The 21108-nt window shown below is 70.8% G+C and carries 9 protein-coding genes; 3 read left to right on the top strand and 6 right to left on the bottom strand.

What is annotated here, in order from left to right; translation table 11 throughout:
- Positions 1-35 precede the first annotated feature (35 nt).
- The 5 genes from LXT23_RS23950 to LXT23_RS23930 all read right to left on the bottom strand — a co-directional run bounded on the left by LXT23_RS23950 (position 36) and on the right by LXT23_RS23930 (position 17828).
- Positions 36-11642: an Ig-like domain-containing protein gene (locus LXT23_RS23950; RefSeq protein WP_253982593.1), complete on the bottom strand. Its 11607-nt coding sequence runs from the start codon at positions 11640-11642 to the stop codon at positions 36-38.
- 17 nt (positions 11643-11659) lie between these two features.
- Positions 11660-15199 (bottom strand): hypothetical protein, encoded by a 3540-nt coding sequence (locus LXT23_RS23945; protein ID WP_253982592.1) that lies wholly within the window; start codon positions 15197-15199, stop codon positions 11660-11662.
- A 70-nt stretch (positions 15200-15269) separates the two neighbouring features.
- A complete protein-coding gene (locus LXT23_RS23940; protein ID WP_253982591.1) occupies positions 15270-15962 on the bottom strand; it encodes a hypothetical protein in 693 nt (230 codons plus the stop codon).
- 236 nt (positions 15963-16198) lie between these two features.
- Positions 16199-17086 carry a CPBP family intramembrane glutamic endopeptidase gene (locus tag LXT23_RS23935; RefSeq protein WP_253982590.1) on the bottom strand — a complete coding sequence of 296 codons (888 nt, stop codon included), beginning with the start codon at positions 17084-17086 and terminating at the stop codon, positions 16199-16201.
- A 109-nt stretch (positions 17087-17195) separates the two neighbouring features.
- Positions 17196-17828, bottom strand: coding sequence for a MarR family winged helix-turn-helix transcriptional regulator (locus LXT23_RS23930; protein ID WP_253982589.1), 633 nt, complete (start codon positions 17826-17828; stop codon positions 17196-17198).
- 167 nt (positions 17829-17995) lie between these two features.
- Between LXT23_RS23930 and LXT23_RS23925 the strand changes: the two genes are divergently transcribed.
- The gene (locus LXT23_RS23925; protein ID WP_253982588.1) at positions 17996-18784 is read left to right on the top strand and encodes a nucleotidyltransferase domain-containing protein; all 789 of its coding nucleotides are present in this window, start codon (positions 17996-17998) and stop codon (positions 18782-18784) included.
- A 64-nt stretch (positions 18785-18848) separates the two neighbouring features.
- Positions 18849-19433, top strand: coding sequence for a DUF2911 domain-containing protein (locus LXT23_RS23920; RefSeq protein WP_253982587.1), 585 nt, complete (start codon positions 18849-18851; stop codon positions 19431-19433).
- Between the two features lie 384 nt (positions 19434-19817).
- On the opposite strand, the gene LXT23_RS23915 is transcribed toward LXT23_RS23920, so the two are convergent.
- Positions 19818-20021 carry a hypothetical protein gene (locus LXT23_RS23915; protein WP_253982586.1) on the bottom strand — a complete coding sequence of 68 codons (204 nt, stop codon included), beginning with the start codon at positions 20019-20021 and terminating at the stop codon, positions 19818-19820.
- 139 nt (positions 20022-20160) lie between these two features.
- On the opposite strand from LXT23_RS23915, the gene LXT23_RS23910 reads away from it, so the two are divergent.
- Positions 20161-21108, top strand: a complete 948-nt coding sequence (locus LXT23_RS23910; protein ID WP_253982585.1) for a LysR substrate-binding domain-containing protein — start codon at positions 20161-20163, stop codon at positions 21106-21108.

Genomic DNA, 21108 nt, shown 5'->3' with positions numbered 1-21108 from the left:
TCCACCATGCCACGCCTGGCTGCCTCCTCGTGCGCCTACCGCGTCGCCAGCGGCGGCTGCACCGCGGACACGGGCAGGCAGAGCCGGCGCAGGCGCAGCAGCGGCATCGGCTGCTCCGTCAGGTCGGACATCACCGTCAGGTCGAGCCAGAGCGTGCCACCGCCCTTCGGCACGTACGTGCTGAACCACAGCTCGATGGCCGCGCTCCAGTCGGACACCATCGTCTCCAGCAAGCCCGGCCCGCTCCCCTTCAGCTCCACCGTGAGGGGCGCCTGCATCAGCACCGGCAGCGTGACGTCCGACAGCCCCGGGTTCAGCGGGTACGCGTACGTCACCTCCACCTGGAAGGTCAGCCGCGCCTGCGTGTTGTTCGCCAGCAGCGCGTCGAACAGCGTCTGGAGCTGCTCCGGCAGCGTGCGGGTGATGGGCTTCGGCGGATTCCCGGAGCCCAGCTCCGCCACGTTCACCACCGCCAGCGCATCGTTGGTGGGGTACAGCGGGCTGGAGAAGCGGACCTCGGGCGTGGTGTAGACGAAGGGCTCCGCCGACGGCCGGCCCTCCACCAGCTCGCGGTTGCGGTCCAGGTACACCGTCGCCCACGCGTCCTGCCGCTCCAGCAGGTCCAGCTCCGGCAGCACCACCTGACGGTCCGCAATCGTCTGCCCCTCCTTCGCGGTGAGGTACGAGCCGTCCGGCCCCGCGCCCTGCTTGCGGCGGTACACGAAGCAGAGGCGGTCCGTCCCCGCGCAGGGCCCTTCCGAGGGCTGGTAGCGGACGCACTCGTAGTCGTCCGGCGCCACGAGCACCTCGGGTATCCCCATGCCCCCCGGACGCTCGCCCACCAGTGACACCACCAGCGCGCCCACGGTGTCCTCGTAGTCGACGCTCCCCTCCTGCACGTAGAAGGAGTACGTGAGCTGCGCCGAGCCCTGGAGCGAGCGGGGCCGCTTGTCGACGACGAGCCCGGGGCCCACCGGCCCGTCCCCGCTCAGCAGCTGCCGCGGGTCTCCTCCCGCGGCGCGCACCAGGTCCTCGACGAGCCGCAGGAAGGACACCACCGCCACCGCCGCCCGGTCGACCTTCTCCTTGTCCACCACCGGGTCCGTCGTGGCGTCGATGCTGCCCAGCAGCGTCACCAGGTCCTCGTTCACCGCCGGGAAGACGGCCACGAACTCGGCGAGCTGCGCGAAGGCATCCTCCAGGGCGGCCAGCAGCGCGGGCGTCTGGCGCAGGTTGAACTCCACCGTCCCGTACACGCGGTCCTGAGGGTAGTGGAACGGCAGCGCGTAGGTGAAGGCGTAGTCCCAGCGCGTCAGCCGGGCCAGCTCCGCCGTGTCCAGCGGGTACGTCGCCTGGCCCGACTGCGTGGCCATGCTCGGGCTGGCGGGGAAGGCCCGCAGCACCATGGGCACCTCGAAGCGGCCCAGCCCGGCCTTCAGCGGTCCGTCCTCCTCCGGCAGCACGAAGCCCAGCCAGGTGGAGGCCTGGTAGCCCTCGATGCCCGCGACGGAGCCAATCTGGTGCTCGATGCGCGCCCCGTCGTACTGGAGGGACAGCTCCACCGCGGGCACCACCTCGCCGCCCGCGCCCCGCACCGTGTCCGGCGCGCTCAGCAGGAACGTGAGCGGCTGGGCCGCCGCCGTCTGGAGCTGGAGCTTGGGCGAGCTGAACGTCAGCGTGCTGGACGAGTCCCCGGGCCCGCCTGGAGCAGGGGGCGTGAGGTCCGGGACGCGTGTCACGTCGCCGAACAGCCTCGGCGGGGCGTCGCCCTGCGGCGTGCCGGTGCCGGCATTCACGCTCGCGTGGAACTCCACCGCCGCGCGCGTGGTGTAGGCCGCGCCGAGCCGCACCAGCAGCTGCTGGAAGAAGGCCTCCCGCGCCTGGGCCGGGTCCGCGCTCTCACCCTCGAAGACGGGCACCATCCACAGGCTGGCGAGCCGGGCCAGCGCCTTCTTCCCGTCCAGCACGCGCTGCAGGTAGTCCGTGGCCTTGAAGCGGCCCACCAGCTGGAGGGGCGCCGTGAACCGGGGCGTGAGGACGCCGTCGATGGCCTCGAACGTCTGCTGGCACCACCCGTCCAGGTCCACGTCCGTGTAGTCGGCGAAGCGCGACGGCGTGGGGCTGATGCCCGTCCCCGTCACGTAGTCGTACAGGGGGACGTGCTGGCGGCTCTGCAGCGTGTTGGACACGGGCCTCGGCGCGAAGAGGGCCGGCGCTCCCGCGTCCTGGATGCGATACGAGAGGGCCTCCTGGGGCGTGAGTCCCACGCGCACCGCCCACACCGCGCCCGCGGCAGCCGACGCGGAAGGCGTGAAGCGGTCCACGCCCGTGGCCACCTTGCGCTTGAAGGCGCCGGGCACGGAGAGCGCGGCCTCGAAGTTCCGGGCGAAGCCCACCAGCCCCAGCGTGCCGCTGCCCGAGCCTGGCGTGTCCTGACGAAGGGCGACGCGCGTGGCCGCGCTCCGGATGCCGGGCGTCGTCTCCAGCTCGCCGAGCACCGCGCCGCCCGTGCGCGTCAGGGTGAACGACAGCCACAGCTCGAAGATGCGCTCCTGCGTCACCCGCGCCGGGTCCAGCTCCAGCTTGAGTGACAGCGCTCCGGCCGGCGGCGCCACCGACGTGCCGAAGCCGGCCCGGTCCTGGACGAAGGCGAAGATGGACGTCCCGCCCCCGATTCCGAACAGCCAGCCCTTCAGCGCGTCCACCTGGGCCTGGCCGAGCGGGAGGCCGCCGGTGCCCGGCAGCAGGCTGGACTCCACGGAGAGGCCGAGCCCGTTCGGGTCGGTGAGCTGGTAGTACAGCTGCGTGTACGTCCGCAGGTCCTGCTGCGCGTTGCGCTGCACGCTGGACGAGCGCGCCGCCGGGTTGCCGGGGACGAAGCCCGCCTGGCCGCTGAAGCGCAGGTCGCCGTCGCGGACCTTCACGTCGCTGACCCCCAGCGTGTACGCCTCACCCTGGGTGAGCGGAGAGACGGTCAGCGTCACCGTGCGCCCGTCCGCGCTCGGCACCGCGCGGCTCACCTGGATGCCGGGCTCCACGCTGTAGCGGGACACGTCCGCCGCCGAGGCGGCATCCACCGGCTGGGTGAAGGTGGCCACCAGGGTGGTGGCATCCGTTGGGGCCGCCGAGAGCAGGCCCTGGTAGCGGCTGGGGTCGAAGCCCAGCTCCAGCTCCAGCGACGGCTTCTGGCCCCCCGTCCCCGGCAGCACCTGCCACGAGGACGCCACCGACGGCCACTGGCCGAGCGCCACCAGCGGGTCCGTGTAGCCCGTCAGCACCGGCGGCTGGTTGAGCGGCCCGGTGTCGCCCGGCGCCGGGTCCGACAGCGTCGTCACCAGCCGGTTGCCGTAGTAGTCCTGCCAGCCGAAGGAGACCTGGAGCAGCTTGCCCACGCCCAGGTACGGGCTCTGGCTCGCGGGAGGCAGGCCCGCGGCCGACGCCAGGGCCGTCTTCGCGAAGCGCGAGTACGGCACGGCCTGGTCGAACGCCCAGGTGGAGACGTCCATCAGCGCACGGGGCCTGCGCAGCTTGTCCGTCCCCGCGTCGGCGTCCGGGTCCGTGGGCCCGGCGGGCAGGCCCGGCTTGCTCTCCTTGAAGTCGACGTTGTCCGCCACCTGCTGGCTGAGCAGGCTGAAGGCGTTGAGCAGGAACGTCCGGGCGAAGTCCGGCGCGTTGGGGTCGTCCGGCACCGGCACTGGCGCCGGCCGCAGCGTGTTGAGGGACTGCACGCCCGGGGGGACCAGCGACGCGCGCACCCTTGGGCCACCGGGGATGCTCAGCGCCTGGCCCGTCGCGAAGAGGCCCTGCACGAGGCGGTTGTGCGCCGCCAGCGCCGTGAGCGACTGGCCGTAGAACCCGCTGACGTCCGCCAGCGTGGCGGTGTGGGCGCTGGTGCCCACCTTCAGGGACAGCAGCGGGAGCCGGATGGCCGCGGGGAAGCTCAGCGGGTCGGGCAGCCCGCCCGGCCACTTCGGGTTGGCCTGATTCAGCGCCGCCACCGTGGTGCCGAAGCGCGCCGCCACGGCCGCCAGGGTGATGCCGCCCGGAGGCGCCTGGTAGACGCCCTCGTCGACCTCCAGCGTCGCCCCGGCACGCAGCGGGACGCTCGCGTTCGCCTCCGCCACGTCGGCCGGGTCCGAGTAGAAAGCGTAGGCCAGCGCGTCGAGGGTGTCCTGCGCGCCCGCCGTCACCGTGGTCACCGGGGGGTTGGCCTGGGCGAAGACCACCGCGTTCGAGGTGTCGAGCGGGTCTCCCGTGACGACCGCGTTCATGAAGCCCGTGAGGCGGTCCCGCGCGGCCTCCCCCGCCGGCCTCGAGTAGACGGCGATGAGGGTGAGCGTGGCCTCGCCCCGGTCGTTGAAGATGGCGTCTGGCAGGCCGCGCTTCTCCGCCCCGTCGAAGTAGTACAGGAAGAAGCCGCCCGAGCGGGTGATGCTCGCCTCCCACAGCAGGCGCACGAAGCCCGAAGGCGTGTTGAGCAGCCGGGGCTTCGCCGCCGCCTCGACCTGCGTGGCGAAGAGGGCGCGCGCGGAGTCCGGCGGCCGCGTCTCGGTGGAGAGGTTCACCTGCGCCAGCCCGAAGGTGACGCCGTCCACCGCGTCCGTCCGCACCCCCGAGCCCGGCGCCGCCCCCGCGGGGTAGCCCAGCACCAGCAGGTCGTAGAAGGCGTCGTCGTCCCGCACCTGGTCCAGCAGCCGCTCCAGCAGGACGATGTCGTTGCCGCCCGCGCCCACCACCTCGTACGTAGTGGCCGAGGCCGGGCTGCCGTCCACGGCGGGGATGCGCTTGACGGTGAAGCCGATGGAAGAGGCCCAGCCGTACGAGCCCACCGCACCCTTCACCGTGTCGCCGGTGGCCTCGTCGAAGCGCGCCAGTTGGACGGAGAAGCGTGGGTCCACCGCCCGCGTCGTCAGGTCCGGCAGTGAGGTCATCGCGTCGGGCAGGCGCCACAGCTTCAGCGCCTGCACGCCGGCCGGCGGCGCTCCGTACGGGAGCGTCAGCGCCGGCCCCGTGGCCTGCCACGCCGTCGCCGAGGTGAAGGGGTAGTTCGAGGGCTCGCCGTGGACCAGGTCACCCACGCCGAGTCCGCCCAGCAGCGGGACGTCGAGCCGGAGGCTGCGCGCATAGGCCGTCACCTTGTCCAGGCGAGTCGCGTCCCGGGTGCCCGGCTTCAGCGACAGCACCAGGGTGGAGGTGGGCTTGCCCGCTCCGTCCACGAAGTCCAGCCACGCCGGGCCGCTCGTGTCGTCGAACGTCGCGTTGAAGGGCTTGTCGGCCTCCAGCACCGGCAGGGGGAACTGCTGGCCCGTGAGCGCGTAGAGGCCCGCCTGGGGCGGCAGCTCCGGCCCGTTCTTCCCCTGCCGCACCCACATGCCCATCGCCTTGGGCTGGATGCCCGCGGTGGGCAGGCGCAGGCCGTGCAGGTTGTAGCGCGAGGCCATGCCAGAGAGGTTCTGGAGCGCGCCCACGCGCTGCGCCTCGGCCAGCAGCGCTCCCACGGGGAAGCGCTCCAGGTGCGGCACGTCCAGGTACGGCGCCGCGGTGCCATCCGGCGCCTGCGCGGCGAAGAGGTCCTTCACCTGCCCGTTGGCGGACTGCTCGGCCAGCACCTCCAGCGCCACGCCGAAGCGCGACGCCACCGACTGGAGCGTGTCGCCGCTGGCCGTCGGGTACGTCGTGTCTCCGCCCACCGCCAGCGTCTTGCCGGCCGTCAGGGGATGCGAGGCATTGGCCGCGAAGAGGTCGCCAAGCGTGAAGGCGCCGCCGAGCTGGCCCTGGGTGTCCACCCACGACACCACCTGGTCCGGCGTCTGGCCGGCCTGGAGGGGGTACTTGAAGTCGCGCAGCGAGTCCCGCAGGGCCCGCACCATCTGCCGGGCCAGCAACAGGAAGTAGTCGGAGAACATCCACCCCGCCATGGACAGCGACTGCTCGGCGAGCGCGGCGGACAGCGGCGGCGCGGCGCCCTGCTCGCGCTGCACCTGCACGGCCAGGTCGTCGAACCAGGCCCGCAGCTGGCGCAGGGTGGCGGTGTCCAGCGCGTTGTAGCCACCGAAGGTGTAGCTGGCACCCGGGTAGCTCTGGCCGTAGGCCGGCAGCACGAGCTTCAGGTCCGGCGGCGCGGGGAAGCAGGTGACATCCGCGGAGAGGGCCGCGTCGGGCGGCAGCCGCAGCGTCAGCTTGAACTGGCGGGTGAGGAACTGCTGGATGGCGTCCAGCGGGATGGGCGTCGGGGTGTCGGACGTGCTGACCAGCACCTCGTTCGTCAGCCGCTCCAGGTCCGCCTCGTGGAGGAGCAGCGCGTCCACCTGGGCGGCGGTGAGGGGCGCGGGCTGGAGCGCGGCCACCACCCAGCGCAGCACCATCTTGCTCAGCGTCTCGAAGGACGTGTCCGGCGCGTCACCCGCCGCCTTGCGCGCGCTCGCGTCGCCGTCCCTGCCCGCCGCCGGGACGGAGTCGATGAGCAGCAGCGCCACGTAGCAGGGGACCTGGTCCGCGGGCGTCGCCGCCGTCTTCCACTCGTCCCGAGCCACCGTGAGCCCGGGGGCCACGTACCCCGTCAGGGGCGCGGGCGCCGGGGCCGCCACCAGGTTCGTCCAGGCGGGCGGTGCGGACTGGGCCAGGGCGAGCAGCCCCGGCGCGTCGGCGCGCAGGTCGCGCAGCCGGCGCTCCACGGGGGCCCGCAGCCGCCCCCGGGCCTGGGCGCCGGACGCCACCTGCCACGGCGCGGTGCCGCTGTTGTCGATGGCGAAGGTCTCCTTCAGCCGCATGGAGAAGCTGAAGTCGATGGACACCTTGAACAGGCCCAGGTTGATCTTCACGCTCACCGACACGTCGACCGAGGCGATGACGGTGATGGCCAGCGACACGAACGACTCGTACGTCAGCTGCATGAGCAGCTTCACCACCACGTTGACGTCGGCCTTCACGATGGAGAAGTCGACGCTGCCGTACACCTTGCCGATGAGCCCCACGGTGCCGCGCATCCAGAAGTAGTAGTCGCCCTGGAGCTGCGAGCCCGGCTGGCTGCCCGAGTCGGCGAGCGCATACGGGTTCCACTTCGCGATGACGCCCTCGAGGATGCCCACCGCCGTCACGCTGAAGCCGGCCTTGAGGATGCCGTACTCGATGGACTTGCCGAAGCCCACCTGCAGCCCGAGGCCGAAGACGATGACCGGGTTGAAGGTGCCGTTGGTGGCCTGGGGCACCTTGTTGGTGGTGGCGCTGGACAGCTTGCCGAAGTAGAGGCCCGCCGAGCCCAGCACGGGGATGCCGGGGTAGATGATGGCCTCGATGGTGAACGAGCGGGAGAAGTCCTCGTTCCACGGGAAGCCGATGTCCACCAGGAAGTCGCCGTTGGTGTACACGGCGATGCCGAACACCGGCAGCGTGAGCGAGTACGCCCCCACGCTCAGGTGGCGCATGACGTCCGGCAGCGTGATTTCGGACTGGTACACGCCCACCGTGTCGCTGACCTGCCGGTACATCACCTGGAAGTCGAGCCCCTTGAAGACCTTGGCCGCGGGGCCGTCGAGCGCCAGCCGCAGCGCGTACAGGTGCGGGTCGTTGAACACCGTCTGCACGGTGAGCAGGTACTTCGGCGGGGCCTCCGCCTCCTCCGGGCCCGTCTCCACCTTGAGGACGCCGAAGTCGGCGCCGATGAGCCAGCCGCTCTGCGGGTCGAAGCGCACGGGAGGAATCTCTCCCGGCGTGGGCTCCGGCAGGTTCGCCATGCAGGCGATGGCCTTCTGCACCGAGTCCGCGTCGCGGAAGCAGTCCAGGGTGACGTGCTGCCCCATGGCCAGCAGTCGCAGGTCGAAGTACTTGTTGCCGTTGCCCGGGGGCGCCGGGGTCGTCTCCGGCTTCGTGGCGTCCCACTCCAGCGGCGCGCTCGGGTCGGACTGCCAGAAGAAGGAGCCCTTCAGCGAGACGATGACGCCGTTGTCCGCCGGGTCCGGCGCGTCGGAGCGGTACGTCACCGTGATGGCGGTGATGCGCGCGAAGCCCAGCTCGATGGGGCCGATGTCCAGCTCGAAGCCCACCTTCCCCGCGGTGAAGTCGTACGTCAGCGCCAGGTTGTTCAGCGTGATGTCATTGAGGAGGTTCCAGGGCGCGCCCAGGCCGAACTGGGTACCGGTGGCCCAGGAGACCATCGTCTCCACCATGCTCCCCAGCGTGGTGCCCTCGGTGAACCGGAGCGTGGCGACCTTGTGCACCTTCCCGTCGACGAGCTTGTCTTCAATCTTCCCGGTCAGCACGCCCCAGGTGACGCCGTAGCTGCTGACCTCCGGGTCGAAGTTGTAGAAGACGGTGAGGTCGATGCCCCGCCACTTGATGTTGGCGTTCAGCTCCCCGAACCAGCCGGGCTTGCGCGCTTCCACTCCGGCGAGCGCCAGCAGTCGCTGGCCGTTGGGCGCGCGCATGGGCACCGTCGCCACACCGGTGCGCACCAGGTCCGGCCCCAGCGTCGGCGTCCCGCCGTTGTAGCCGACCTTCATGTCGCCGAATATCTGGATGCCGGTGTCGATGGGGATGACCCACGGCGCGGCCGTCTTCGCGGTGAACTCGAAGGACGAGGTGGCGGTCTCCACGGAGAGCCCCAGCCCGTCGACGGAGATGTCCAGCGTCGTGTTCCAGCCGAGGTACTCCTTCAGCAGGTCGGAGATGGACAGCACCCCCGACGTCTGCCGGGCCTCGAAGCGCCAGCCGGCGTTGCCGCCCAGCCACGCCGCGCCCAGGTACAGCCCCAGCTTCGCGGAGTCGGGGAGCACCACCACCGAGCCGCCCAGGCTGCCCTGCCCTGCCCCGGGTGAGCCGTCCAGCGTCAGGCTCAGGTCGCTCACGGTGAGCACGGTGGTGCCGGCGATGGTGATGGGCCAGTCGAGCACCAGCCGCGCACCCACGTTGTAGGCCCGCGTGTCCGTCTGGTAGCTCAGCGACAGCTGGGTGAACGTGGGCACGTTGCCGCCGGGCCACGCGGGCGTGACACCCGGCCAGAAGACCTGGAGCACGTCATCCAGCGGCAGCGAGGGGTCCGCGAGCTGTCCCCGGAGGACGAGCCCCGGCACCTCGGCGCCCACCTCGATGCGCGGGGACTCCGGCTTCGTGCCGATGCGCACCATGCCCCGGAACGACGCCTTCGTCTGGCGGCCCTGGAGGTTCGCCGGCTGGAGGACCGTCACCGTGGCGGAGAGGTCCTCCAACTGGAGCCGGTCGAAGAGGTTCCACGGCGAGGCCGTCTCCAGGCGGACCGCCACGTAGTCGAGCGCCGACGCGGAGGTGTCGTAGGCCAGCTCCGTGTACCGCACGCCGATGCCCCCCAGCGCCATCAGCGGCGCGGGCAGCGCGGCGGCCAGGTCCACGCCCCCCGCGAGCGCGAAGAAGTCGGAGACCGTCTTCAGCGTGTCGAACTCACCCCGGACGACGACGCGGCCGTCCTGCACGGGCAGCGCCATGCCCAGCTCGAAGTCCGAGCCCTTCACCCGCCCGCCGACGAAGGTGGAGGGCGACGTCCCCGACTCCGAGGCGAGCACCTGGAGGAAGGGCCGGTCGAAGACAATCCACGGCACCCCGTCCAGGTTCCACGGCAGGCTCGCGGTGAAGCGGGCCGCGCTGTCTATCTGGCCAAACAGCTCCGTGAAGGTGAAGGTGACGCCGGTCTTCACCCCGAAGGCCTGCGTCTGCCCCGTCAGCGTGACGCTCGACACGGGCGTCCCGTCCGCCGTCGCCTTCGCGCCGGTGATGAGCAGCTGGCCGCCCGTCTGCTCGAGCAGCGCCGCGTACGTGTCATGGATGGCGCCGCTGTCGAAGACGTCCGCCAGCAGGTCCACCTGGCCGCCCTGGTCAATCAGGTCCTGCAGCGTCTGGTACAGCTCCTGGAGCGTGGAGGGCACGGCCTCCGCCAGCTCCATCAGCACGCTGTCGCCCTGGACACGCCCGCCGCCCACCGCCTCGGCTCCGGCCTCCTCCAGGAGCACGCCCTGGGTGACCACCTGGCTGGCCAGCTCCGCCGCCAGGCCGAGCGCGATGTTCAGCTTCTCATTCTGCGGCTGCTGGTAGTACGCCTGCAGCGACTGGAAGTACTGGTTGTATTTGTTCTCCGGGAACTGCACCTGCGCCATGAACGCGGCCATGACGAGCGTGGGCGCCTGCTCCCTCCGCGCCGGCCACGTGTCGAGCTGCGCTTGAATCTGGTTGGCGATGCCCTGGAGGCTCCGCACCGGCTCGCTGGCGTTCTCCTGGCCCAGGTAGCCCGTGGGGTAGCGGATGTTGGCCTCACCGGGACGGGCGGTGTTGAGGTACGGCTTGCCCGTGTTGAGGGCCACCACGGTGGTGTTGGCGCCCTCGAACATGGGGGGCAGCCCTGCCTTGAGCATGACGTGGTTGAAGATGGGCGGCGGGACGAAGCCGAGCTGGACGAACAGGACCCGCTTCGGTGCGCTGGTCACCCACTTCACCAGCTCCTGCACCGGGACGTTGTCGGTGAGGAAGTCGACCAGCAGGTACTGAGTGTCCGAGCCCGGGAGCTGGAAGCTGGCCTGCCGGCGGGCCCGAGCCTGAACGGCCGCGAGCCACAGCTGCCTGGACAGCGGCGTGCCCAGGGGCGTGCTGGCCAGCAGCCCCAGGTTGGTCTCATAGGTGGTGGGCCCTCCGGCGAGCAGGCCCTGGAGGTACTTGAAGGTGGCGTCCTGTCTCGCGCCTGGCTGGTAGTTGCCGAAGTTGAGGATGATGGGCGGCTTGATGACCTTCTCGGAGACCTCCAGCAGCGTGCGCACCGCCACCATCTCCAGGACGATGCGCTCCGGCACCGGGTCCTCGTACACGCTGGTGGAGGGGAAGTTGACCCCGGCCAGCGGCTTGAGGGAGACCTGATTCAGCGTGTCGGCCCGGGTCAGATACTGGAGCGCCGCGGCGATTCGCTGGACGCCCGCCGGGAAGCCGGCGCCCTGGTAGTAGTTCCAGTCCGCGTTCGTCAGCTCCTGGACCTGGAGCATGTAGGCGCGCTCGGCGACCTGGAAGCCGCGCCAGTCCGGCCCGTTGGGGAACTGCTTGTCGTAGTTGACGAAGGCCTTCGCGGGCCGGACGCCGCTCGACGGGGGCAGGTCCCACATGAGCAGGTTGCCGGGCTTGTAGGGGTCCGGAGGAAGCTTCACCGCCCACCGATACGGCTGGGTGAGGACGAAGAACCGGGCCTTGATTGAGGTGCCGGGGGTGGTGTTCGGCGTGTCGTAGCCGCCGCTGAAGCCCCAGCGGACCCACGCCGCGGGGGCCGCAGTGTCCAGGTCCTTGAGGCGAACCGTCGCATTGCCGATGATGCCGTTGGCCGCGCCCTGAAGCTCGGGCAGGAGCGCGTGGAGCTTGGGCAGGACCGGGTCCTGGGGGTCCATCTCCTGGTAGTAGACCTCCACCGTCCCGGCGTAACCGAAGCCCCGCCACGGCCCGTTGACGGCCCCCACGAGCCGGCGCAGGACGAACATGCTGGAGGCCTGGTGGCCGTACCCGGGGGTGCTGTCCACGATGATGCGGACCACGGGCTGCGTGTTCACGTCCTGGCGGAACCGCTCCAGCGACTCCGCGGAGTGCTGGTCGCGCAGGGCCTGCGTGGTGTCATTCAGGAACTTGAAGGGAGGAAACGTGGGCATGGGCAGGTTCTCCGCGCTCAAGGAGTGGTGGAGCTGGCTGGAGGGGTGCGCCGGTACATCGCGTACCAGCCCAGCCCGGACGGCCTGCCCGCGGCTTGCGGGTTGCCGAACAGGTAGAACAGCGTGGAGCCGCTCGGGGGCAGCTTGAGCAGCCCCAGGAGCTTCAGGGCCATCTCGGTGAGCATCAGCAGGAAGGAGCGCTGGTCGGCGTCGTAGGTGAGGCGGATGGGGCCCACCGACAGCTTGAGCACGTTCTGCAGGCTGATGAGGTTGGCGCCGCCGCCCGTCCCCGGCAGCTGCAGTCCCAGCCACGCCTGGTAGCGCGGCGGCCCGTCACCGCCGGAGGCCGTGGCCGCTTCCGGAGACCAGGCCGTGAGCAGGTACGAGGCGAGGCCCACGCTCCCCGCCAGCGCGCCCGGCGTCCCCAGGTCCAGCCGGTAGCGCAGGCCGTACCAGGGCCCTCCCGCGACGCCGGTGAGGGCGGCGTCGGTGAGCACGTCGGTGTAGCCCGTGGGCGGCGAGTCCTCCGTGCCCAGCTGGAGCCCCTCCAGGCTGAGCGCGAAGTTGGTGAAGAGGCTGCCCGGGCGCGGCGTGCTGGTGGCCGGGTCGAAGCGCAGCGCGTCGGTGACGAAGGTCATCGTGCGCTGGGACGGGTCTCCCAGCGGGAAGGCCATCCGCAGGCCCAGGTCCGAGAAGCTCAGCCCCCGGCGCAGCTGGTCCTGTCCCGCGTCGCTGCCGAACGAGAAGACGTCGAACTCGCCGAACCGGCCGGTGACGACCTTGAAGTCCAGGAAGCCGGAGAGGCCGAACCAGGAGACGACGTCCTCCGCGCCGCGCGCGCTGCGCGTCGTCAGCTGCGCGCTGTCCACCTCCACCTTGGAGAGGACGTCGTTGTCGAAGAGGAAGGTGCTCTCCGCGGTGGTGCGCAGGCTGTAGACGGGGCGGCCGCCGTTGTCCTGGTACGCGCCGCGCAGGACGAGCGAGTTGAAGCCGTTGCCCCCCTCCCCCATCCCCACCACCGGCATCCCGAGGAGCCGGTTGAGGGTGAGCTGCGCATAGCTCTGGAAGGCGCGGACGGAGGTGTTCTCGAAGAGCGCCTTGAGCGACAGCAGCCGGAAGTCGTAGTCGAGGCCCGGCGTGGGCGGCACCGGCTGGGCCTGCGCCCCGGCCGCGGGCGAGGTGAACTCCGGGTCCACGTAGTAGACGAGGCCGAACAGGGAGCTGGAGTCCTTCACCTGGATGTCCGGCGCGCTCGGGTCGTTGGCCACCTGGCTGATTTCGATGCCCAGGTGGTGCGCGTTGAAGCGCTCCGGCGCGGCCACGCCCGCGAGCACGCCAATCAGGTCCTGGGGCGGCGTCACCTTCGTGCGCAGCAACAGGATGCCCGTCCAGTTGGGGTCCTTCGCGATGGCGTTGAACTTCGCGAAGTACTCCGTCTCCGGCTGGTCGGCCGCGTCCTGGAAGTACTGCTGGAGCCAGAACGACAGCGACGTCAGCTCCGCCGGGTTGGGGGCGCCGGGGACCTCGGCGGGTGGCGGGCTGGGGTTGTCGCGCAGGTCGCTCGGCGCGGCGAACACGTCCTTCGCGGTCCACTTGTCGGGGCTGGCGACCAGCGAGGTGCTCGGGCTGGAGGGGTCGAAGAGCGCGCCCCGGCGGCCCTTCACAATCATCACGCTGGCGTAGTCGCCGTACCGGTTGCGCTGGCCCACGTCCGCGTCGAAGAGCCAGTCGCCCACGTTCATCCGGTTGCAGAACGTGGGCGACGTGCCTCCGCCCGGGCAGCCGTCCGCGCCGGAGAGCGTGCCCAGGTGCTGGGCGTTGGCGACGACCAGGAGCAGGTCACTGGTCTGGAACGCCTGCTGGAGCACCTCGTCCGGCGCGTTGAAGCAGAGCTGGCGCGGCGTGGGTGACAGGTTCTGCGCCAGCAGCAGCCGGCTCCAGCGGCCATCCGGCCCCACCGTGGCCAGCAGCCCCGACGGCGTCGTCGTGTTGAAGGGCGCCGCCTGCGCGGCCACGAGCCCCAGCAGCGCGGCCTTGGACGGCGCCGTGGCGGGAGCCGCCTTCGAAATTTCCCGGCTGCGCGTGGGGCCCACCACCAGGCGCTCGAACTCCTCGAGCTGCGCCGGGGTGAAGCTGTTGAGGCCGTCACCGGGGGACACGCCCGCGTAGGGCACCATGGGGAAGGGCGTCCCCTCGGGGAGCGTCAGGCTGGGGTCCAGGGGGCCGAAGAGCGTCTTCTGTCCCTGGGGGAAGATGAGTCCGTCCCGGCCGTACAGGGACGCGCCCTTGGGCTGCGCCACGTACGCGATGCCGCCTTGCGCCGAGGGCGCGCGCGCCACGGTGGCCCAGGCGGTGGTGAAGGTGCCGTCCAGCAGCGGCGCCTGGAGGTCCACCGGCGGCCCCACGGGGGACGCCTCCGTGAAGGGATAGCGGGGCGCGTACGCGGGCTGGCGCGAGGTGAAGCGCAGCCTGTCGCCCGCGTAGCCTCCGGCGATGCGGGGCTGGAAGGCCAGGTACTCGGTGCCCTGGAGCCCGCAGAGCAGGTCGTAGACGCGGCCCGGCTCCGCGCCGTCGAGCGCCAGCACGAAGTCGCCCTCGGGCGCGAGCTGGAAGTCGTGGTTGCCCTCACCATCCAGCGGGCCGGAGTTGAAGAGCAGCCGCGCCGCGCGGGGCTCGGCGTCCAGCGGCCCGGCGACGGGGACGAGCGTGACGGGTGCGCCGAAGGCCGTGGCGTAGAACGAGGAGAGCACCGTGGGGGAGCCGTCCTGGTTCTGCCCGGTGAAGGTGAGCACGCTGCGGTTGGCGACGGGCACGCGGCGGTTGAAGACGTCGCTGGGGTCGAAGGACACCGTGAAGCCCAGCAGGTCATTGGCCGCCGGCAGGTACCCCGCCGCCAGCGGCAGCCAGGCACCCACGGCCGTGCGCACCGGGTCCGTGGTGGGGATGAGGAGCTGGAAGCCCCAGTCGAAGCCGTCGTGCAGGAACTGCCGCTGCAGCCAGAAGGCGAACTGGAGCGCCCCCCGCCCCGGCCCTGAGAGCGGCAGCAACGCCGAGGACACCTGGGTGACCTGCCCTCCTCCCGGACTGGAGGCGCCGTCGAAGAAGATGCCGCCCTGGCCGGAGAGCAGCAGCGCCTCCCCCTGCAGGGTCAGCGTCATGCCTCCCTGCACGTTGAGCGAGAGCGTCTCCTCGATGGGTGCCACCAGCGCGGTCGTCACCCGCGAGCCCCAGGAGTCCAGCCCCATCAGCGGCGTGGTGGCGGGGGTGATGCCGGACAGGTCCGCCAGCCACATGAAGCCGCGCGAGGCCGGTGAGGCCGCGAGCACCGCATCGACGGCCTGCAGGAACGTCGTCAGCGCGCCCGGCGGCAGCAGGTCCGGCGCGGTGGCGGAGAAGAGGAAGGAGCCCGACTGCTCGGAGAGCGCCGCCTCCAGCTCCAGTCCGTCCTTCTGCGGCGGAGCCCCGATGGGAAGGACATAGGCGAGCCACCCCGCATCGCTCGCGCTGGTGGATGCCACGTAGAGTCTCGAGTCCTGGAACCGCTCGAAGAAGCTCATCGTCATGACTCCTCGACGCCGGCGGAGGTCCGCCAGCGCGCGCGAAGGGAAAGAGGCTGCGTGGGAGGTTTCAGCCGGTGAAGCTGGCGGAGCAGGCGAGCGTCGACAGCTTGGGGTTGGGCGAGGCGTACCCGCCCTTGAAGTAGCCGAGCGTGTAGAGGGTGCCGCGCTGGATGACGCCCTTGCTCAGGTTGAGGCCCCAGTTGCCGCTGTTGGCGTTGGTGCCCAGCTGCGTGAACCAGGTGGGCTGCACGCTGTAGAGCGCCGACTCACCCTGGCCCTGCCACAGGCCCACCCAGTCACCGTTGGACAGGGGCTGCATTCCCAGCGGCATGGCGTAGGAGAAGGACACCGAGGTGGAGCCCACGTTCGTCACCTGGAGCGAGGGCTGCGACGAGTTCGGGTCCGCGGGCCCACCGCCCGTGGCGGGGATGAAGACAGAGGCGACGATGTTGGAGACGTCCGGGCCCGTGGCGTAGGCCACCAGGTAGGACTCGGAGCTGACGTCGAGCCCCATGAAGACGCTGGAACCGTTGGGCTGGTTCTGCGGAATCGTCAGGGAGTTGTACGGCTTGGTGTTGATAGGGATTGCCTGCTGGGACGTCTGCCAGATGAACGCCGAGTTGCCGTAGGCATTCGGCTGATTCCCGGGCATGGAATCGTAGTGAAAGGTGATCTGCGTCCCCGTCACGTCCTCGGGCTTGATGATGAAGCTGGTAGCCAGGGTGGTCTGGGGAATGATTGCGAGTCTCGCGGGGGCCATGTGCGCTCCTGTTGGGGAATTCCCTGTAAGGGAAATCCCTCGGGTTCACGGACCGGGCTCTGAGGTCCGTGTGGAGGGCCAACGCAAGTGATGTGCCACGGCGCCCGTCCAGGCGCGCTTGAGAGGGAAAGGCAGGGTCCGAAACCCTGACGCCTCCCGGATAAAGACATGCAGTGCGTTCCACCGGAACGGCGCCGCGTCCTGGCCAGACGCCGCCGGTGGAGGGCGCGACCTTCTTACAACCCCGTGGCAATAATCGGCGGCGTGAGGGGGACGGGCGCGATGACAGTCTTGTGTCCCTTCCAGCGTGTCAGCCCAACCAGGATGAGCACGAGGACCCCGGCGGTGACGACGGAGGCCTCGAGGCCATAGTCGCCGCCGGTCAGCCACGTGGGCTTGCCGTGGAAGACGGGAGTCCACCAGCCCTTCGAGTCGTTGCCGCTCACCCCGAAGCCCAGGCTCCCCAGCACCCAGTTCCATCCCCAGTGCGCACCCACGGGGAGCGCCAGGTGGCCCGTGCGCAGGTAGCAGAGGCCGAACACCCAGCCGGCCATGAAGGTATTGAGCATCGCCAGCGCCATGACGCTTCCCTCCATCTCCGGCGGGAAGGGGTGAGCCAGGGTGAAGAGGACGGCGAACAGGACCTGCGCCCAGCGCGCGCCCATTCCCTGCACGGCCCGCTGGAAGGCGTAGCCACGAAACACCGTCTCCTCGAAGAGCGAGGCGACCAGCATCGTCCACGCGCCCCTCAGCAGGCCGGAGACCGTCCCCTCCGGTGCCCGCACCAGGTGGAGCCCGTCGAGCAGCCACACGCCCACGGCCACCAGGAGCACGGCGGCGGCGCCGCCCAGCAGACCCAGGCCCAGGTCGCGCCAGATGGGCCCGGTGGGCGAGAAGCCTGCCGCCGCGAGCGACGTGCGCTCCAGCCGGGTGCAGACCCTGGTCGCGAGCAGCGCGCCCAGGAAGGCCAGCAGCGGCTCCGAGACGAACGGCCGCACCCCGTCCGGCAGCATCCGGCGCAGGAAGATGCTCCCCCCGACGAAGAGGGCGGTCAGGAGGAAGTAGCCGAGGAGCTTCCAGCCACTGCGCACGCTGTTTCCGACATTGAAGAAGACGGCTCTCATGGTGACTCCGGTGCGTGTTCCTGGGTGCAAGGCAAAGGGGTGGCGACCGCGACGGCGCGCTGGCCGTGCGGCTCACCGGCGCGAAGGCCCGCGCGCGGGCCGGGGCGCGTCAGGCGCGACGCGTCTTGGGACGGCCTCCCCGCGCGGGGGTGGAGGGCACTGCCTCCGGCGTCTTCAGACGGGCGCGCGCCTCGGCGATGCGCGTTGAGAAGGGCCTTGCCTCGAGCGCGCGGATGGCCTGCTCCAGCGTCTGAGACAGAGGCGTGGGCAGCTCGGCGTCCAGGTCGGCCGCCGCGCCCGCCGTGGCCTTCCAGCACGCCTGCAGGCGCGGGAGCAGCTCGCGCCCGGCCGGCGAGAGTCGAACCAGCCGCTGGCGCCGGTCTCCCGGCTCCGACTCCGCGGAGACCAGCCCCTCCTTGAGCATGAGCGCCACCGTCTGGGTGACGGCGGGCTGGGTGATGCCCGCGAGCTCGGCCAGCTGGCCAATCGTCGCGGGCTCATGTGCCATCAATGCGCGCATGACCGGCGTGTAGCGGGGCCGGTACGACAGCCCCTCGGCCTCATAGGCGTCCGCCACCGCCCCATCGAGCAGCTCAATCAGGTGCCTCAGCTGCGTTCCGAGCCCCGCTTTCATGAGGCAGATATATAAGCGCTTATACATGATGGCAAGGCCTTCGGACGTGCCGCCCACCGTGGAGCGGTCCGGGAACGGGACCTCCGTGCCGGTGAGCTCGGCAAGCATGCCTCCGGGCCGGGACCTCGAACGCGCTGTCCGCCGGGAATGGCACCACATGGTTGCGTCACCTGCGCGGCGTCGGTCATCCGACGCCCGGGTGAAACCACGCGTTGAGCCAGCACACCGCGCGTGCGATGTGTCAGTCCGCCGACCCGACCGGAGTCATCCTCCCGATGCTTCCCGAGCCCCACCGCCGCTTCCTCGACGTCTCCCAGGCCGCATGGACCTCGGACTCCCGCCTGCTGGGTGTGGCCGCCGGGGGGAGCCTCATGACGGGCCGGATGGATGCCTTCTCTGACCTGGACCTCGTCCTCGTCTGCCGGGACGACGCGCGTGCCGCCGTCATGCAGGACCGGCTCGCGATTGCACGCAGGGCCGGAGCGCTCCTGCAGGGCTTCACCGGCGAGCACGTGGGCGAGCCCCGCCTGCTCATCTGTCTCTACGGCCCTCCCCTGCTCCACGTGGACCTGAAGTTCGTGTCGCTCGCGGAGCTGGGCTCGCGCATCGAGGACCCGGTCGTGCTCTGGGAGCGCGCGGGAGCGCTGACGGAGCGACTGGCCCAGGACGCCGCCACGCCCCTGCCGCCGCCCGACCCCCAGTGGCTCGAGGACCGCTTCTGGGTGTGGATTCACTACGGTGCGGACAAGGTCCGTCGCGGAGAGCTGTTCGAGTGCCTGGACATGCTGGGCTACCTGCGGGCCCAGGTGCTGGCGCCGCTGGCCGGCCTGGCGGCGGGCCGGGACACGCGCGGCGTGCGCCGGGTGGAGCGGGACCTGGCCCACGTGTTGCCCGCGCTCGCGCAAACAGTGGCACGGCCGGAGGCAGGAGACTGCGGGCGCGCCCTCCACGCCGCCGTGGCGCTCTATGCCCAGGTGCGCGACACGACGGGGGCCGTCCGTCGCTCGCCAGCGGAGCCCGCCGTCCGTGCCTATCTGGACACCTGCTTCCAAAGGACGGGATGAAAAGACGGGGATGATAGGTTCCGTCGCCGCTTCGCCCACTCCTCCAGACAGAGGGATTCAACCCATGACGAACTTTCGACTGACGTCGCGCCTGAGCCTGCCCACCCTGGCCGCGCTCGCGTTCCTCGCGGCCACGCCGGCCCTGGCGCAGAAGTCCATTCCGCCCGAGAAGGCCCCCGCCAGCCCGCTCCAGATGGCGGCCAAGAAGCTGGATGACGCCACGTACGTGAAGGTGACCTACGGCTCGCCCCGCCTCCAGGACCCGAAGACCGGCCAGAAGCGCGTCATCTTCGGCAAGCTGGTGCCGCAGGGCGAGGTGTGGCGCCTGGGTGCGAACGCCGCCACGGAGCTCACCGCGACCGCGGACATCGAGTTCGCTGGCAAGAAGCTCCCGGCCGGCACCTACTCGCTCTTCGCCATTCCCCAGGCCGACAAGTGGACGCTCATCGTCAACAAGGACGTGGGCCAGTGGGGCGCCTACAAGTACAACAAGGACAACGACGTCCTGCGCGTGGACGTGCCGGCGAAGAAGTCCGCGGACACCTACGAGGCGCTCACCATCGCCTTCGATGACAAGGGCACCGCGCTGAACATCTCCTGGGAGAACACCCAGGTCTCCGTGCCCGTGCGCCCGGCGAAGAAGGGCTAGGCGCCCGCCGCCACCGCCCGAGCGGCTCCGCCGCGTTCCTGCTGGACCCGGATGGCAACAACGTCGAAGCCGTCTGCCTCCGGTGACGCCGTGCGCCAACGTGTCGTGCCGTTGTCCATCTGACGCAGAAAACACACGAGCCCGTTGACGGCCTCGCGTGTTCTTCCTCTACTGGTGGCCCTCCACGCGTGAAGGGAGCTGCTCCCGACACGCGCTGGAGTCAACGAAGCAACCCACCAGGAGAAGATCATGAAGATCCAGACCAAGGTCCGTGGCGGTCCCCGTGCGTGCGGCGGCGTCCTCGCCCTGTAGTTCTGCTAGCTGGGCTGTCGACGGGCGGTCTTCCGCCCGTCGACGGCGTCCAGGTGCTGCATTCCCTCAGCTTCATCCGCAAGCCAGGCCGCCAGCCTCCCCGCTGAGCACGGCCGGCGCGGAGCGGGAGCCACCCCGAAGGGCCGCCCGGCCACCACCGCCAGGAGGCGGGCAGGAATCCGGTGCCGCGGTGAGCTGCCCCCGCCCTTCGTCATCCGTGGCGTCCACGCGGGTCAGGTAGCCCCCCGCCATCAACAGTCCCTTGTAGATGTTCATATGCTGCTCCTCGCGGTCGTCGCGACGGGCGGGATGTGCTCGTCTTGTTGAACGCAGCTCAAGGTAGGGACATCCTCTCCGGCGAAAAAGCGATGATTTTGCAAGCCTGAGTTGAACTTCCCTCAAGGGTCCCACCGGTATGTCCCGCCCTTCGCTGTATGCCCTGCAGGGCTTCGTGGCCGCCGCGCGCCACGGCAACCTTTCACACGCGGCGCAGTCGCTTCACCTGACAGTCAGCGCGTTGAGCCACCAGATTCGCGGCCTGGAGGAGCAGCTCGGCCAGCGGCTCTTCGTGCGCAAGGCGCGCGGCGTCGAGCTGACCGCCGACGGACAGCGACTGTTCGAGCGCGTCGCCGAGCACCTGGAGGCGATAGAGCAGGCGATGCGGCCGTACCGCGCCCGCCGCGATGACGTGCTGACAATCACGGTGCTGCCCTCGTTCGCGACGAGCTGGCTGGTGCCGCGCCTGCCAGGCTTCGTCGACCTGCATCCGCGGCTGGAGATCAACCTGCAGTCGACCGCGGACCTGGTGGACTTCGAGAGAGACCTCGGCATCGACGCGGGCCTGCGCTTCGGACACGGGGAGTGGCCGGGGCTGCGGACGGTGCACCTGTTCGACGACTGGGTGATGCCCTCGGCGAGCCCGGCGCTCCTCGAGCGGCTCGGGCGCCCCACCCTGCGGACGCTGGAGCGCTTCCCCCTGCTGAGCGCGGCGGGCAACTGGAGCCGCTGGTTCGAGACCTACGGCGGCACGCCGCCCCGGCGCTTCGTCGCCACTTTCGACGACTCGGAGACGATGCTCCGTGCCGCGGTGGAGGGGCTCGGCGTGGCCCTGGGCCGCTCGACGCTGATGCGCCCGCTGGTGAAGGCGGGCCTGCTCGTGCCGCTCTTCAGCGAGCGCCTCAAGTCCGACAAGGCGTACCACCTCGTGTACCCACCGCGCTCGGACGACCACGCGGGGCTCGTCGCGTTCCGGGAGTGGCTGCTCGCGGAGGCGCGCAGCTATGCGGCGCTGGACTCGACGCCGCCCCCCGTCGAGGTCCGCGCCCCGGCGGGACAGCGTGGCACCGCACGCAAGGCCCGGTGA

The organism is Pyxidicoccus xibeiensis (genome assembly GCF_024198175.1).
Classification (GTDB): Bacteria; Myxococcota; Myxococcia; order Myxococcales; family Myxococcaceae; genus Myxococcus; species Myxococcus xibeiensis.
Note: the sequence above shows the minus strand (reverse complement) of the source record. Positions and strands in the feature narration are given on the sequence as shown.

Coding starts and splice junctions, on each gene's coding strand:
- LXT23_RS23950 (WP_253982593.1), bottom strand. CDS start 11,642: ATGCCCACGTTTCCTCCCTTCAAGTTCCTGAATGACACCACGCAGGCC.
- LXT23_RS23945 (WP_253982592.1), bottom strand. CDS start 15,199: ATGAGCTTCTTCGAGCGGTTCCAGGACTCGAGACTCTACGTGGCATCC.
- LXT23_RS23940 (WP_253982591.1), bottom strand. CDS start 15,962: ATGGCCCCCGCGAGACTCGCAATCATTCCCCAGACCACCCTGGCTACC.
- LXT23_RS23935 (WP_253982590.1), bottom strand. CDS start 17,086: ATGAGAGCCGTCTTCTTCAATGTCGGAAACAGCGTGCGCAGTGGCTGG.
- LXT23_RS23930 (WP_253982589.1), bottom strand. CDS start 17,828: ATGCTTGCCGAGCTCACCGGCACGGAGGTCCCGTTCCCGGACCGCTCC.
- LXT23_RS23925 (WP_253982588.1), top strand. CDS start 17,996: ATGCTTCCCGAGCCCCACCGCCGCTTCCTCGACGTCTCCCAGGCCGCA.
- LXT23_RS23920 (WP_253982587.1), top strand. CDS start 18,849: ATGACGAACTTTCGACTGACGTCGCGCCTGAGCCTGCCCACCCTGGCC.
- LXT23_RS23915 (WP_253982586.1), bottom strand. CDS start 20,021: ATGAACATCTACAAGGGACTGTTGATGGCGGGGGGCTACCTGACCCGC.
- LXT23_RS23910 (WP_253982585.1), top strand. CDS start 20,161: ATGTCCCGCCCTTCGCTGTATGCCCTGCAGGGCTTCGTGGCCGCCGCG.